The organism is Clostridioides sp. LIBA-7678, from assembly GCF_056716065.1.
Map to the genome: position 1 here is coordinate 181,392 of NZ_CP196987.1, position 17,280 is coordinate 198,671.

Genomic DNA, 17,280 nt, shown 5'->3' on the forward strand with positions numbered 1-17,280 from the left:
AAAATTATTTTAATTAGGGGGGAGTAGTGTATGTCAGGAAAAGTAAATATTAAAACTGTTATAAGTTTTGCTGGAGCTTATGTAGCTACTGTAATAGGTTCTGGATTTGCAACTGGTCAAGAGATATTGCAATTTTTTACGTTTTATGGATATGCTGGTATTATAGGTGGAATAATATCTATGGTATTATTTTCATGGTTTGGAGCAGAAGTTATAGATAAAGGAAGAGAGCTAAAACTTAAGGAGCCAATAAAGATTTATCAAGTATATTGTGGAAAATATCTTGGTACATTCTTTGAATGGTTTGGACCATTGTTCTTATTTGGAACACTAGTAATAATGATTGCAGGGGCAGGAGCTACATTATCAGAGTACTATGGATTAAATCCATATGTAGGTAGGATTGGTATGGCAATCGTTTCCCTAATAACTGTTTCTTTAGGTCTAACAAGACTTTCTAAGATACTAGGTAATATAGGTCCTATAATAATAATATTTACACTTTTAGTAGGAGCTATTAGTCTATGTAGTAATATTGATGCTTTACCAAATGCTGGGGCTATGGTTGATAGTTTAAACATTAAAACTGCTACATCAAGTGGGTATTTCTCAGGTGTGCTTTATACTTGTTATAATGTAATTATAGTAATCACATTCTTAACAGGAATGGGCTCTTCTGCAGTAAACAAAAAAGATGCTGTATGGGGTGGTATAGTAGGAGGAATAGCTCTTATGGCAGCAGCTATAATGATGAATCTAGCATTGCTTTCAGACATAGGAAATATATATACAAAAGAGATACCAGCACTTTACTTAGCTGATAAAATATCTCCAATAATAGGTGTTTTATTCTCAGTAGTACTTTTATTAGGAATATACACTACAGCTGTTCCACTATTATGGTCAGTAACTAACAGATTTGTAGAAGATGACCATCCTAAATTTAGAATTATAACAATAGTAGTAAGTATATTAGCATGTATAGGAGGCTTATTACCATTTGATAAACTAGTAGGAACTCTATATCCATATACAGGTTACATGGGAATTTTAATTTTACTATGTATGCTTTATAGAAGAATTACTAAGACCAGTGGATATAAGGAAAATAAATCTGAAATAAGTTAGTATTAGGATAGTTTTATGAAATTTAATTTGTAGTTTACACATAAAGTGATTAAAATAAAATAGTTATTAAAATATGGCACCTGTTTTTTAAGGTGTCATATTTTTGGATGCACAATTTTTTTGTTTCTGATAAAATGTATAATAGTTGGAAATTACGTTAAGTATAAAAATATAAAAACTTTTCTAGAACTATCACAGTTTGACATATAAAACATACTGACTTAACAGGAGCGAGTATTAGTATTTTTAGGAGATAAAAATGGAAAAATTAGAAGGAATGATAAGTGAAATAGTCTTTAAAAATGAGGACAATGGATATACAATAGCTCATCTAGTAAATGAAAAAGATGAAATTGTAATTGTAGGATGTATGCCTACTTTGGCAACTGGAGAAAGTATAGAAGTTGAAGGTAAATGGGTAAACCATAAGATTTATGGTACTCAGTTTGAAGTAAATAGTTTTATGCCAGTGACACCCTCATCCTTAGAAGGAATTTATGTCTATTTATCTTCTGGAATGATACATGGTATTGGTGAAAAAATGGCTAAGAGAATAATTGATAAATTTGGTGTAGATACACTAAATGTCATACAAAATTCACCAGAGAGACTACAAGAAGTAGAGGGTATAGGGAGTAAAAAGGTAAAACAAATAGTAAAAAGTTATGAAGAAGATAGAGAACTGAGAAATATAATAATAGAACTATCTCCTTTTGGAATAACACCAAATTACTGTCTAAAAATATACAAGAAATATAAAAGTAGTGCAATAGAAGTTATAAATAAAAATCCATATCAACTTGCTGAAGATATAAGAGGAATTGGATTTAAGGTGGCTGACAGTATAGCCAATAAAATTGGTATAGATAAAAATTCCAAGGATAGAGTTTGTCAGGGAATTTTATACACTTTAAATAAATCTCTAAGCAATGGACATACATATTTACCAGAGCATATCTTAATACAAGATTCGGAAAAATTATTGGAGCTAAAAGGAGAAATAATAAAAGAGTGCATAATGATGCTAGTTTATAATCAAAAAATACATATAGAGAAAGTAAACAATGAAAATCTTATATATCTTATGCCATACTACTTAGCTGAGAATGGAGTATGTAGCCAAATAGTAAAACTATCACAGTATGAATTCGAAGACTTGAAAATAGATATAGATAGTGAAATTAATATTTTGGAAGAAGATAAAAAAATCAAGCTAGCAGAAAAACAAATTTTAGCAGTCAAAGAATCTATTAATAGTGGCGTATTAATTATAACTGGTGGTCCAGGAACTGGTAAGACAACCACTATTAATTCTATCATAGAAATATTTGAGAATAATGGTAAAAGTGTTACCTTAGCAGCTCCTACAGGAAGAGCAGCAAAGAGAATGAGTGAAACTTCTGATAAAGAAGCAAAAACTATACATAGATTGTTGGAAATGGGTTTCTCAACAGATGATGATTTAACTTTTTTCAAAGATGAAGAAGACCCAATAAATTCAGATGTAATCATTGTTGATGAGGTATCAATGGTAGATATTATTTTAATGTACAACTTGCTTAGAGCTATAAAATTAGGAACAAGAGTTATTTTGGTTGGAGATAGTGACCAATTACCTTCTGTAGGAGCTGGAAATGTACTTAAAGATATGATTGATTCTAATATTATAAATGTGGTTAAATTAAATGAAATATTTAGACAAGCACAAGAGAGCATGATAATTGTAAATGCTCATAAAATAAACAATGGAGAACCTCTTTATTTAAATACAAAAGAGAAAGATTTCTTTTTTATAAGAAAATCTACTAATGAAGAAATATTAAATGAAATAATAGGATTAGTTAATGAAAGATTACCTAAATTTTATAAAGTTGATAAATTAAAAGATATACAAGTTTTATCTTCAATGAGAAAAGGTGAGTTAGGAGTTACTAATCTCAATATAGAGTTACAGAAGTATCTTAACAAAAAAGAAAAATTTAAAGTTGAAGAAAGTTTTTCTAAAAGACTATTTAGAGTTGGCGATAAAGTAATGCAAGTAAAAAATAACTATACAAAAAAATGGGAGACAGAAGACCAAAAAGAAAGTGGAGAAGGCATCTATAATGGAGACATTGGATATGTCTACCACATAGATAAAGATAAGAAAACCATATATGTATTATTTGACCAAACTAAAATTGTATCTTATCTATATGATGAATTAGATGAAATCGACCATAGTTTCTGTACAACAATACATAAAAGTCAAGGAAGTGAATTTCCAGTTGTAGTATTACCAATAACTTGGGCTCCACCTATGTTACTTAGCCGTAATTTGTTATATACAGCTGTAACAAGAGCAAAAAAATTAGTTGTATTAGTTGGAGATGTAAAGTATCTTGAATATATGATAAAAAATAATAGAGTGAATCAAAGGTATTCAAATTTAGGATATAAGTTAAATAAATTTAAGCGAGAAGGGCTGTTGATAGAATAAATATGAAAATATGCAATGATAATTTTATTAAGCGTTTACAAAACATGATTAATAAATGTCTGGATTTTATATATCCTGAGAATATAAGTTGCATAATTTGTGATAAATCCATAAAGAAAACAAATACTTATTCAATATGCAAAAGCTGTTTTAATGAAATGAATTTTATACAAGATGGTTGTATGAAATGTGGAAAACCAATAATACATCATTCAATTGAAAAGGAGTTTTTTGAAGAGTGTAGTTACTGTTTTAATAAAGATTTTTATTTTGATAAATCTATATCCTGTATTGAATATAATGATGTAACCAAAAAGATAGTATTAGGGCTAAAATATAATCAGAAAACATTTATGGCTAGGTATATAGCTGAGATAATGAAAGAAAAGTTGCATTTAGAAAACTTGAAATTTGATTATATACTATTTGTTCCTCTTCATAAAAAAAGGTTGAACAAAAGAGGCTTTAATCAAGCACAAAAAATAGCGTCTAATTTAAGTAAGATACTTAATATTCCATTATTAGATTGTATAAGTAGAAAAAAATATACAAGAATGCTCTATAAATTAAACAAAAAAGAAAGAAAAGAAGAACTAAAAAATGTATTTGAAGTTAAAGAAAATATAAAATTAATAAATGATAAAAATTTACTTTTAATAGATGATATATTTACTACAGGTTTGACAACAAATGAAATTTCTAAACTTCTAAAGTTATCTGGTGCTAATAAGGTATTTGTATTGACTCTACTGACAAGAGCAAGTGATAATTATGTTATGGAATAATCTTATATGTTGACAATTTTAATTTAAAATATTAAAATGAATAAGTGATATTTAGGTCTGTGGTTGAAAGTCCAAGCCAGTCGCAGGCAAAAGGATCCACGTAAGTTAACACTAAAAATTGGGTTAATGATCATGGTGCGGCTTAGAAGTAAGACCTACCGGTAATAAAATCGAGAGAGAGTAGTAGTGCGGCGAACCCAAGCGAACCCTCCAGTAGGCGAGTGTGGGGTCAAAAACCAGGTCAGCTAAATATCATATTAAAGAGAGCTAGCATAATACTTTTATGTGTAGCTCTTTTTTGTGTATAATAAATTAAAATTAGGTCATAAAGAGGTGATATATTTGAACAAAAGACAGGAAAACTTGTTAACGACATTGCTATTAGAAAAAGATTTTATAAATGTAAATGAGATTGCTAATGATTTTGAATGTTCAGAAAGGACAATAAGAAATGATTGCAAATATATTGATGACTGGTTATCTACTTTCTGTAATGCTTATATAAAAAGAAAACCTAACATAGGAGTTAAATTTAGTGGAGATGATACAGATAAAATACTAGTAAATCAGAAGTTAAGAGGTGAAGTTAAAAGAGTAAATAGTGAGCTACATAAGCAAGTTGAGATATTGAATTTACTGCTTTGTAACAATAAGAAAATCACCTTAAATGATTTATCTAACAAATTATATATAAATAAAAATATTGTCAGAGAAGAAATAAGTAAATTATCATTGTTATTAAATAATTATAACTTAAATGTATTAACTAAAAAAGGCAGTGGTATATGTATTGAAGGAGATGAGAAAGACATAAGAGTAATGTTAGTATCATTCTTGTTTAAGTACATAGATAAATATAGGCTAAATATAGATGAAATAGAATATTTTCATATAGTAGATATAATAGTTGTTAAAAATATAATGTCTACCATAGAAGAGAATATGGATATAAGACTTACAGATATATCATTCAGACAATTAATGTTGTTTTTACTTATAAATATAATACGAATAAGATTAGGAAATTCTTTGGAGGTATTAAATGACAAGAAAGAGCTCAAATTAAAAATGCTTATTTTAGATATAGAAGATGAATTAAAATCTAATTTATCTATAGTGTTAAATCATGAAGAAAAATTGTTTATAGAATCCTTAATATTTGGTATGAATAAGCAAATAAATAGTAGTAACACTAAAAGAGCATTATATTTAAATGAAGAGTTAGTAGAATATACAAAAAAAATTATAAATTTAGTATCAGAAGAATCAGGAATAAATTTCAATAATGATATATTGCTTTATGAGCAATTAATATGTCATTTAAATGTTACAATGCACCAAATGAAAAGTAATGTATATTTGGAGAATCCACTTTTAGATAATATAAAAACTAAATTTTGCTTTTTATTCACAGTAATATCAAATTCAATAGGAATTGAATTAAAAGGAAAACAAATAACAGAAGATGAAATAGGTTATCTTACACTCCACTTTCAAACATCTTTAGAAAGGAAATATAATAAGAGGGAATCAAATAAGAAAGCAAGTATTGTATGCCCATTTAGTTTTGGGGTAAGTATGTTATTAAAAGTGAAAATAGAAAAGAGATTTGATAATATAGAAATTGTTGAAACTCTAAGAGAGGAAGATTTAAAAAGAGACAACTTCAATAAAATGATAGACTTTATAATTGCATTTCAAGAATATGAAAATATTCAAAAGCCAATTTTCATAACAACGCCGTTATTTACTGATGAAGATGAAAACAAACTTAAGGAATTTACAAATAAAATAAAAGAAAAAGATACATCATACAAGCTTATGAATAGATTAATGATGTCTGATTATTTAATAAGAGAGTTAGAACACGATGATATTTATGAAGCTATAACATATCTAACTAATTTGTTAATTGAAAAGCACTATGCTGAAAAAGAGTATTTAGAATCTATTATAACAAGAGAAAAATCATATCCAACCAATGTTGGCAAAGGAATACTATTTCCTCATGGAGATATGAAATACATAAAGCAATCTGTGTTATGTTTTGCAAGATTAAAGACACCAATAAAAATTAGAAATGGAAAAGATATAAATATTATACTTTTATTAGCTTACAAAAAGGATGATGATAGAAAAATATTTAGAGAGTTATTTAAAGAAATATCTAGTTTAACAGAAGATGAAGGTATGTTGGATACTCTAAGTAAGTGTGATATATCAAAAATAAAAGATGTTCTTATTTAAAATTCATAGTGAGATGTAAATAAGCACAAAATTTTCCATGTGATGGAAAAAGTTGTGCATGTTTTTTTGTTTTTATACGATATTATATATTTGTAAGATATAAACTATCTAAAAGCAGAGAAGCAACTTAGGAGGAAAAAATGGAAGAAATAGTTTTAAAGATTATAATTCACGCTGGAAATGCAAAATCCATGCTTTATGAAGCACTTAGTTGTGCAAAGGAAAACGATTTTAAAAAAGCAGATGAATTAATTGAAAGTGCAAACGAAGAAATTTTAAAAGCACATAAAGTACAAACTGAACTTATACAAAAAGAAGCTGGAGGAGATAAGTCAGATATATCTATATTGTTAATTCACTCTCAAGACCATCTAATGACTTGTATGAGCGAGAGAAATCTTATCAAAGAAATGATTATATTAAGAAAAGAAATTCAAAAATTAAAATAAAAAAGATTAAGGGGGATTTAGAAGAATGAAAAGAAAAGTATATTTATTTTGTAGTTTTGGAATGTCAACAAGTTTGCTTGCAGGTAAGATGCAAAAGGTAGCTGATGAGCATAATTTACCAATAGAAGTAGAAGCATTTCCGATAGCAGAAATTGATAAAATAGTTGCAGAAAAAAATCCAGATTGTATATTATTAGGGCCACAAGTTAAGTACATGTTAAAGGAATTAAAGCCAAAGTTTGAAGCACAAGGTAAGCCTATAGATATGATAAATGAAGCTGATTATGGAACTATGAATGGTGAAAAAGTATTAAAACTTGCTATAAAGTTAATAAAATCTAAACAAGTGTAGGATTATAATAGAAAATAATTGGAAATGAGGGTGGATAGATGAATAAATTGGAAAGAATACTTATGCCATTGGCTGAGAAAATAGGTAAAAATAAATTATTAATTGCAATTAGAGATGGTTTTTTAGTATCATCACCATTATTAATAATAGGTTCGTTATTTTTATTGGTAGCAAATTTTCCGATAAAAGGATGGGATGAATTTGTAGGTCAAATTTTTGGTTCAGATTGGGCTGTCAAATTACAACAACCAACTGTAGCGACATTTGAAGTAATGACTCTACTTGCAGTTCTAGGAATTGGATATTCTTATGCAAAACAAATAGATGTAGACCCAATAGCATCAGCAGCAGTTGCAATAGTTGCTTTTTTTATAGTAACACCATTTGTGATACCATATACACCAGAAGGAACAACATCAGTTTATATGGTCACAGGAATACCACTGGGGTGGATGGGCTCTAAAGGAATGTTTGTAGGTATGATAACAGCAATAACTTCTGTAAAATTATTTGCAGCAGTTGTCAAAAAAGGATGGACATTAAAAATGCCAGATGGAGTTCCTCCAACTGTATCAAAATCATTTGCTGCATTAATACCAAGTGCAATAGTTATGATAGTCTTCTTTTTAGTTAAGATAGCCTTTGAAGCTACACCATATGGAAGTATACATGAATTTATATTTAAATTTTTACAGATGCCATTGTTAAAACTAGGAAATAGCTTGGGTGCTATGGCAATCGCTTACATATTCTTACACTTATTCTGGTTCTTTGGAATAAATGGAAGTAGTGTTGTTGGAGCTGTATATAATCCTATATTAAAGATTTTATCAGCTGAAAATTTAGCTGCATTTCAAGCTGGTTCAAAAATACCAAACATAATAACTGGTCAATTCCAAGATATGTTTGCAACATTTGGTGGAGCAGGTAGTACACTATCATTAGTCATAGCCATGTTATTAATATGTAAAAGTAAACGTATAAAGTCAATGGGAAAATTATCAATCTTACCAGGAATATTTGGTATAAATGAGCCATTGATATTTGGTCTACCAATAATGCTTAACCCAATATTATTGATACCATTTGCAATAGTTCCAACAATAAATATAATAATAGCTTATTTCTGTATGTCAGCAGGTTTGGTACCACTTACAAATGGAGTCCAATTACCATGGACAACTCCAATTATATTCTCTGGATTTCTAACAACAGGATGGCAAGGGGCTGTCTTACAATTAGCACTTCTTGTACTAGGAATATTTATGTATATGCCATTTATAAAAATGCTGGACAAACAATATTTGAGAGAAGAAAAGACAAATGTTGAAGAGGAAGATGATGATATATCTTTTGATGATTTAGTATTATAGGAGGAATATTATGAAAAAAATAGTTATGATATTGGATCAAATACAAGCTGGTGCTGGAGGAAAAGAAAAAAATAATATACCTCCTGCTGGAAAATCAAGCCCATTAGGTCCAGGTATAATGATGGAACCATTTTTAGATGATTCTAAAGTAATAGCTACATTATTTTGTGGAGACGAATTTTTTATAAATAACGAAGAAGATGTAACAAACAAAATGATAGCCATGGTAAAAAAATTAAATCCTGATGTAGTAATTTGTGGTCCAAGTTTCAATTATGAAAATTTTTCTAAGATGTCAGCTATATTATGCAAAAATATAAATGATAAGACTGATATATCAGCGTTTGCGGCTATGTCAGAAGAAAATATAGATATAATAAACGAATATAGAAATGATATATGTATAGTTAAAACACCAAAAAAAGGTGGGATTGGGCTTAACGATTCATTAAACAACATATGTAAATTAGCAAAATCAATGGCAAATAAAGAGGATATAACTTTAATGAGAGAAGAATTTTGTTATTAATACAAATCTAAGTAATATAATATTTATAATGAAAACAGATTACTAGAATCTATATAATAAGGAGGGGAATTTTGACATGTGGGGAATGATAGCAACATGGAGAATGGCTCTAGAAGGTATAACTGAGGCATCAGAGAGTTTGGAAAATGGTATGGAAGCAGGAGATGCAGTAGAGCTTGCTGTAAGAAGAGTCGAAGATTATCCATTCTATAAGTCAGTTGGTTATGGAGGACTTCCAAATGAAAACTGTGAGGTAGAACTTGATGCTGCATTTATGGATGGTAATACATTAGATATTGGAGCAGTTGCTGGGATAAGGGATTATTCCAATCCTGTCAGCATAGCGAGAAAACTTAGTTATGAGAAGGTAAATAATTTCTTGGTCGGAATAGGTGCTGAAGAGTATGCACATAAAAATGGATTTGAAAGAAAAAATATGTTGACCGACAGAGCAAAGTTGCATTATAAAAAGAGAAAAAAAGAAACTTTAGACAAGGGATTAAGTCCATATTCGGGTCATGATACTGTTGGAATGATATCTTTAGATAAAAATGGGAAGATGTGTGCAGCTACTTCAACAAGTGGATTATTTATGAAGAAAAGAGGCAGAATAGGAGATTCTGCACTATCAGGTTCGGGATTTTTTGTTGATAGTAGTATAGGAGGAGCTACAGCTACTGGTCTAGGAGAAGACTTGATGAAGGGATGTATATCTTATGAAATAGTTAGACTTATGAAAGAAGGAAAACATCCACAAGAAGCTTGTGATATAGCAGTAAATGAACTTGATAAACAGCTTATTAAAAGAAGAGGGAAAGCTGGTGACTTATCACTAGTTGCCATGAACAATAAGGGCGAATGGGGAGTAGCTACAAATATAGCTGATTTTACTTTTTCAGTAGTAACTGAGGAAGAAGCACCTACAGTCTATATTTCAAATAGAGTGAATGGGAAAACTATACATAAGGTTATATCAAATGAATGGATGGAAGCATACGAAGCTAGAATAAAAGCTCCAATAGAAGTGAAAGAATAAATCAGTCATATAATAATGTAGAGTTTTTTATAATAAGGAGATTTTTATGAATATCATAAATAATAAAGTAGATGAATTAAGAGAAGACTTATTAAGTGATATTATAGATATTGTAAAAATACCTAGTGTTAAAGGGGAGTCAGAAAATGGCTTCCCTTTTGGCGAAAAAGTAGGTAAAGCACTTAATAAAGCATTAGAAATATCAAAAAAATTGGGATTTAAGGTTAAAAACTTAGATAATTATATCGGTTACGCAGAATATGGAGAGAGTGAAGATTACATTTGCGTGATTGGTCATGTAGATATTGTACATGAAGGTGAAGGTTGGGAGTATCAACCTTATAAAGGAGAAAAAGTCGATGGAAGAATTTATGGTAGAGGAGTATTAGATAATAAAGGACCTATAATATCTGCTTTATATGGATTGTATGCTATTAAAGAATTGGCTTTAGATTTAGATAAAAAAGTTAGAATAATATTTGGTACAAACGAAGAGAGTGGATTTGAAGATATACCATATTATTTAGAAAAAGAAAAAGCTCCTCTTATGGGATTTACACCAGATTGCAAGTATCCTGTTGTATATGGTGAAAAAGGAATGGCAAAGATTAGAATCAAAAGCAAAAATACCTATGAAGAAGACACATTTTTAGGTTTTATAGAAAACATGTCTGAAAATGTGCTTGTTACATATAAAGAGTTAAACAAAGAGAATAGTGATATTATATTGGATATAAAGGTAAAATACGATTTTAGTTATAAACTAAAAAATGTATTAGATGAAATAAAATTTAGTTTTCCAAATAGTATTGAAGTAGAAGTAATTTCTAATTTTAATCCTGTATATTTTGATAAAGAGAGTGAGCTTATTAAAAAACTTCAGATAGCATATGAAAGAGTTACATTATTAGATGGAACTCCAGTAACAACCAATGGAGGTACATATGCAAAAGTAATGCCAAATATAGTTCCATTTGGACCTTCATTTCTAGGACAAAAAGGAATAGCTCATAATCCTGATGAATACATGGATATAGAAGATATAATTTTAAATGCAAAGATATTTGCAAATGCAATATATGAATTGGCGAAGGAGTAATTATGTTAGAGATAATAGGAATGACAGTAGAAGACGCTAAAATTATAGAAGATTGTGGCGCAGATAGAATAGAGCTGGTTAGTGCTTTAACTGAAGGTGGATTGACACCAAGTTTTGGTCTTATAGAAAGAGTTGTTAATAGTGTAAAGATACCTGTGAATGTAATGATAAGACATCATGCAAAAAGTTTTACTTATAGTGAAGAAGATATAACAATCATGCAAAAAGATATAAGCATAATTAAAGATATTGGTGCTAATGGAGTTGTATTTGGTATGTTAGATAAAAACAATAACATAGATGAAAAAAATTTAAATGTTTTGTTAGAATGTTGTGATAATCTTGATGTTACATTTCATAGAGCTATAGATGAATCAAGTATAATGGATAGTATTAAAATTTTGAAGGATTATAATAAAATTACAAATATATTAACATCAGGTGGAAAGGGCAATATAGTTGATAACATACAAACAATAAATAATATGATACTTAATTCTAATCATATAAAAATTCTTTTAGGTGGAGGTCTTAATTTCAGCAATATAGAGAAGATAAAGGAATTAACTAAAGCAAGCAATTTTCATTTTGGTACAGCTATTAGAATAAATAACAGTCCTTTTGAAGATATAGATAAACAAAAACTTAAACAGCTTGTAAATATAATTTCAAAATAATACAAACATTAAATATTTAATCTAAATAAAGAGTGTGAGTTAATTATAATTTGGGTATATGCATGATAATAGGTATTAAGTATGAAATTATTGTTGGAGGTGCTTTACTACTTTTATATAGTCTTGAATACTAATAATGAAAGAAAAAATAAAATATGGAGGTTTTAGAGGGTTTATATTTATAAAAGATTTATAAAAGTCGAACGGCATATAATACATATAATTTCCTAAAATTACCAACTTATGACATGAATTCACATATTAATAAACAATTAATGGAGATATTTGTGGATATAAACAGTAGCAAAAATAGCTTTAAATAAACAAATACAAGAGTTATTAACAATTTTATCCACATTATCCACAGGTGGTTGTAATAATATTAATCCACATAAGTTTTTAAATAACTAAAAATGATAAATAATTCTATCAATTGAATATAAAAAATCATAAAAGTTAATAATAAAAAGAGGATTATGAAAGTTCGTGTAGAATATATTATTAAAGTATAAATTTTCTTATACTGGCATAATTGAAGGGAGATGTACTTATGAACATAATTATATCTGGAAAACAAATCGAATTAACTGATGCAATAAAAAGTAAAATCGAAAACAAACTAAGTAAGTTAGATAATTACATTCATCCAGACACTGATGTAAAAGTTACAGTAAGTGCTAAAAAAGCAAGACAAAAAATAGAGGTAACAATAGCTACTGTAAATGGTCCTATAATTAGAGCAGAAGATATGCAGGAAAATTTATACACAGCTATAGATGTTGTATATGATAAATTAAGTAAACAATTAAAAAAATATAAAAAGAGATTACAAGATAAACATAAAGACAACAAGAGCATAAGATTCCAAGATGCAGAAATAAATCTAGCTGATGAGCAAGAAGATTATGGGGATGAAAATCAAGAATTAGTAATTCAAAGACGTAAAAAATTTAGTGTTAAACCAATGAGCGAAGAAGAAGCTGTATTACAAATGGAGTTAATAGGACATGACTTTTATATGTTCAAGAATATAGATTCAGATGAAATAGCAGTAGTTTATAAGCGTCATAATGGTGGATATGGTATAATAGAACATGAATAAAGCAATTTAGATTTAATCATATTAGCTATCGATAAATAAATTATCGATAGCTTTTTAAATTAATATTAAAAGTATAGTTTTTATGGTAAAATGAATAATAGTACAATAAAGAACGAGGAGAGATGTAAAATATGAGCTTTATGGATAATTTATTCAACATGGCAGATAAAAAAGAATTAAAAAAGTTCAATAAAACTGTTGATATAATAGATTCATTAGAACCTAAATTTGAATCTATGGCAGACTCGGAACTTAAAAATATGACAAATATATTTAAAGAAAGATTAGCAAATAATGAAAGTATAGATGATATACTTCCAGAAGCTTTTGCAGTAGTTAGAGAAGTTTCTAAGAGAGTGTTAGGACTTAGACACTATAGAGTCCAAATGGTTGGAGGTATAGTGTTACATCAAGGAAGAATAGCCGAAATGAAAACAGGTGAAGGTAAAACTTTGGTTGCAACTGCTCCTGTTTATTTGAATGCCCTTACAGGAAAAGGTGTACATGTTGTAACAGTAAATGATTACCTTGCAAAACGTGATAGAGACCAAATGGCAAAAATATATGAATTTTTAGGAATGAGTGTAGGTGTTATTATACATGGTCAAAATCCAAAAGTTAGAAAAGAGCAATATGATTGTGATATAACTTATGGTACAAATAATGAGTACGGATTTGACTACTTAAAGGACAATATGGTAATACACAAAGAGCAAAGAGTTCAAAGAGGATTAAATTATGCTATAGTGGATGAGGTTGACTCTATACTAATAGATGAAGCTAGAACACCACTTATCATATCTGGGCCTGGCGACAAATCAACTCACTTATATTCAGATGCAAATACATTTGTGTTAACTCTAAAACCAGATGATTACGAATTAGAAGAAAAAGACAAGGCGGTATCTCTAACAGCATCAGGTATACAAAAGGCAGAAGTATATTTTAATGTTGATAATATAACTGATATATCTCATACAGAGTTATACCATCATATAAATCAGGCTTTAAGAGCGCATGTAATAATGAAGAAAGATGTTGACTATGTTGCTAAAGATGGAGAAATAGTAATAGTTGATGAGTTTACTGGTAGACTTATGTTTGGTAGAAGATATTCAGAAGGTTTACACCAAGCAATAGAAGCTAAAGAAGGTCTTAAAATACAAAGAGAATCTAAAACACTAGCTACTGTAACATTCCAAAACTACTTTAGAATGTATAAAAAACTTTCTGGTATGACTGGTACAGCAAAAACAGAAGAAGAAGAGTTTAAAGCAATTTATAAAATGGACGTTTTCCAAGTACCTACCAATAAGCTTATGGTAAGAGAAGATTTACCAGATTCTGTATACAAAAGTGAAATAGGTAAATTTAATGCTGTAGCACAAGAAATAATTGAAAGACATAAAGTTAATCAGCCAATACTTGTAGGTACAGTATCAATAGAAAAATCAGAATTATTATCACAAATATTAAAGAAAAAAGGCATTAAACATGAAGTATTAAATGCTAAGCATCATGATAAAGAGGCAGAGATAATAGCACAGGCTGGTAGATTAGGCGCTGTTACAATAGCTACAAATATGGCTGGTCGTGGTACAGATATAGTTTTAGGTGGAAACCCAGATTTCTTAACTAAGAGAGAAATGAGAAGAAATGGATTTAAAGAGGAAATAGTAAATAGGGTAGATACTCCAATAGAAGGTATACCTGTAAAAGGTAATGAGACTCTATTTGAAGCTAGAGCAGAGTATGAAAGACTATTTGAAAAGTTTAAACAACAAACACAAGAAGAACAAAAACAAGTTGTAGAAGCAGGTGGACTTGCTATAATTGGTACAGAGAGACATGAATCTCGAAGAATAGATAACCAGTTGAGAGGTCGTGCTGGTCGTCAAGGTGACCCAGGTAGTTCAAGATTTTATATAGGTCTTGATGATGACCTTATGAGATTGTTTGGAAGTGATAGGATATCTGGAATTGTAGATAAAATAGGTCTTGAAGAAGATATGCCAATAGAACATAGAATATTATCTAAATCTATTGAAGGAGCACAAAAGAAAGTTGAAGGTAAAAACTTTGGAATAAGAAAGCATGTACTTCAATACGATGATGTTATGAATAAACAAAGAGAAATAATATATGCAGAAAGAAAGCGTGTATTAGAAGGTGAAGATTTACAAGAGCAAATACAGTCAATGACTCATTCTATAATAGAGGAAGCTGTGACTCTTTATACACAAGATAAAGGGTTTGATGAAGATGGATTTAAAGAGCATATGTATAATCTGTTCTTACCAAAAGGTAGCATAGAGATACCAGAAATAGAAAAACTTAATCCAGTTGAAATAACAGAAAAAGTTTATGAAATAGCTATGAAGATATACACTTCAAAAGAAGAACAAGTAGGCTATGAAAGAATGAGAGAGGTTGAGAGAGTAATCTTACTTCAAGCTGTTGATAACCATTGGATAGACCATATAGATGCTATGGACCAATTACGTCAAGGTATCGGTCTTCGTGCTGTAGGTCAACAGGACCCAGTTATTGCTTATAAAATGGAAGGTTTTGACATGTTTGATGAAATGAATAAACATATCAAAGAAGATACTGTAAGATATTTATTTAATATAACAATAGAAACTCCAGTGGAAAGAAAAGCAGTTGTAGATGTTGAAAATCTATCTTCACCATCAGATGGGACACTTCCAACAAGTAAAACAGTTAAAAAAGATGAAAAAGTTGGAAGAAATGACTTATGCCCTTGTGGAAGTGGTAAAAAATATAAAAACTGTTGTGGTAGATAATCTTGGAGGATTAAATGTTAAAGATACAAGAGTATAGACATAGCGTGGAGCAAATAGCTTCAAATTTAGAAGAATTGAGGGTTTCTCTTTGACATAGCTTCATTGATGGAAAAGATGCAGATTAATGAAGAAAAGATGAACAAACAGGATTTTTGGAATGATAATGAGTTTGCTCAAAGAGTACTTCAAGAAAATAAATCTTTAAAAGAGACACTAGAAGAATATGAAAGCTTAAAAAATTTATTAGAAGATGTAGAAGTATTAATTGAAATAGGTCTAGAAGAAGAGGATGATTCTGTAGAAAAGGATATAGAAAAGTCCATAGAATCAATAGAAGAAAAATTATCTGAAATTAAAATAAAAACTCTTCTAAGTGGAGAGTACGACAAAAATAATGCCATATTATCTATAAACGCTGGAACAGGTGGATTAGATGCCCAAGATTGGGCTCAGATGCTTTTGAGAATGTATATAAGATGGTCAGAAGGCAAGGGCTATAAAGTTAAGCTTTTAGATATAATATCAGACCCTGAAGCAGGAATAAAGACAGCTACAATTCTTGTAGAGGGAACAAATGCTTATGGATACTTAAAGAGTGAAAAAGGTGTTCATAGGTTGGTAAGAATATCTCCTTTTGACCCATCAGGAAAAAGACATACTTCATTTGCATCTATAGATGTAACACCAGAGCTAGATGAGAACATAGAAGTAGAAATTAATCCATCAGATTTAAAGATAGACACATATAGAGCATCTGGAGCTGGAGGGCAACATGTAAATACAACTGATTCAGCAGTTAGAATAACACATATCCCTACAGGTGTAGTAGTTCAGTGTCAAAATGAGAGGTCTCAACATCTAAATAAAGATAGAGCTATGAGATTTTTGATGGCAAAATTGATAGAATTAAAAGAATTGGAACAAAAAGAAAAAATAGAAGACATACAAGGGAAATATTCACAAATAACATGGGGTAGTCAAATTAGGTCATATGTTTTTCAACCATATAAATTGGTTAAAGACCATAGAACAAATGCTGAGTTTGGAAATGTAGATAGTGTAATGAATGGAAATATAGACCTATTTATTAATGAATACTTAAAAATGAATAAAACAGTTTAATAAATATGCACCGTAATTAAGAGATATGTATAAGAAGGTTAGTGCTTACTATGCACTTACAGCACTTAGGCTGAGGACGACAACCCTCAGCCTTC

14 protein-coding genes are annotated in these 17,280 nt (G+C 29.3%); all 14 read left to right on the forward strand.

From position 1 onward, the window contains the following. Window positions 1-30: 30 nt before the first annotated feature. Window positions 31-1,128, forward strand: coding sequence for a YkvI family membrane protein (locus ACTG46_RS01220; protein WP_054268708.1), 1,098 nt, complete (start codon window positions 31-33; stop codon window positions 1,126-1,128). A gap of 259 nt (window positions 1,129-1,387) precedes the next feature. Next, window positions 1,388-3,607, forward strand: a complete 2,220-nt coding sequence (gene recD2 / locus ACTG46_RS01225; protein WP_223153382.1) for an SF1B family DNA helicase RecD2 — start codon at window positions 1,388-1,390, stop codon at window positions 3,605-3,607. Window positions 3,608-3,609: 2 nt separating this feature from the next. Next, window positions 3,610-4,392 carry a ComF family protein gene (locus ACTG46_RS01230; protein WP_054268710.1) on the forward strand — a complete coding sequence of 261 codons (783 nt, stop codon included), beginning with the start codon at window positions 3,610-3,612 and terminating at the stop codon, window positions 4,390-4,392. A gap of 333 nt (window positions 4,393-4,725) precedes the next feature. Further along, on the forward strand, window positions 4,726-6,639 hold the full coding sequence (locus ACTG46_RS01235; protein WP_074179954.1) for a BglG family transcription antiterminator: 1,914 nt from the start codon (window positions 4,726-4,728) through the stop codon (window positions 6,637-6,639). Between the two features lie 140 nt (window positions 6,640-6,779). Continuing rightward, complete coding sequence (locus tag ACTG46_RS01240; protein WP_054268712.1) at window positions 6,780-7,088, forward strand: PTS lactose/cellobiose transporter subunit IIA; 309 nt, start codon at window positions 6,780-6,782, stop codon at window positions 7,086-7,088. Window positions 7,089-7,113: 25 nt separating this feature from the next. Further along, window positions 7,114-7,440: a PTS sugar transporter subunit IIB gene (locus tag ACTG46_RS01245; RefSeq protein ID WP_074179932.1), complete on the forward strand. Its 327-nt coding sequence runs from the start codon at window positions 7,114-7,116 to the stop codon at window positions 7,438-7,440. Between the two features lie 38 nt (window positions 7,441-7,478). Next, window positions 7,479-8,813, forward strand: a complete 1,335-nt coding sequence (gene celB / locus ACTG46_RS01250) for a PTS cellobiose transporter subunit IIC (protein WP_054268714.1) — start codon at window positions 7,479-7,481, stop codon at window positions 8,811-8,813. 10 nt (window positions 8,814-8,823) lie between these two features. Beyond that, a complete protein-coding gene (locus ACTG46_RS01255; RefSeq protein WP_054268715.1) occupies window positions 8,824-9,342 on the forward strand; it encodes a GrdB-related putative oxidoreductase in 519 nt (172 codons plus the stop codon). Window positions 9,343-9,418: 76 nt separating this feature from the next. Next, a complete protein-coding gene (locus tag ACTG46_RS01260) occupies window positions 9,419-10,378 on the forward strand; it encodes a glycosylasparaginase (protein WP_479923439.1) in 960 nt (319 codons plus the stop codon). Between the two features lie 46 nt (window positions 10,379-10,424). After that, window positions 10,425-11,477: a Sapep family Mn(2+)-dependent dipeptidase gene (locus ACTG46_RS01265; protein WP_479923440.1), complete on the forward strand. Its 1,053-nt coding sequence runs from the start codon at window positions 10,425-10,427 to the stop codon at window positions 11,475-11,477. Between the two features lie 2 nt (window positions 11,478-11,479). Further along, window positions 11,480-12,154, forward strand: coding sequence for a copper homeostasis protein CutC (locus ACTG46_RS01270; RefSeq protein ID WP_054275590.1), 675 nt, complete (start codon window positions 11,480-11,482; stop codon window positions 12,152-12,154). Between the two features lie 550 nt (window positions 12,155-12,704). Then, complete coding sequence (gene hpf / locus ACTG46_RS01275; RefSeq protein ID WP_054268719.1) at window positions 12,705-13,256, forward strand: ribosome hibernation-promoting factor, HPF/YfiA family; 552 nt, start codon at window positions 12,705-12,707, stop codon at window positions 13,254-13,256. 131 nt (window positions 13,257-13,387) lie between these two features. Then, a complete protein-coding gene (gene secA / locus ACTG46_RS01280) occupies window positions 13,388-16,063 on the forward strand; it encodes a preprotein translocase subunit SecA (protein ID WP_054268720.1) in 2,676 nt (891 codons plus the stop codon). Between the two features lie 14 nt (window positions 16,064-16,077). After that, window positions 16,078-17,185, forward strand: a protein-coding gene (prfB, locus tag ACTG46_RS01285; RefSeq protein WP_479923441.1) for a peptide chain release factor 2 whose coding sequence is annotated in 2 segments (ribosomal slippage) — window positions 16,078-16,152 and window positions 16,154-17,185 — 1,107 coding nt in all. Because the reading frame shifts where the segments join, the coding sequence is not laid out codon by codon here. Window positions 17,186-17,280 lie beyond the last annotated feature (95 nt).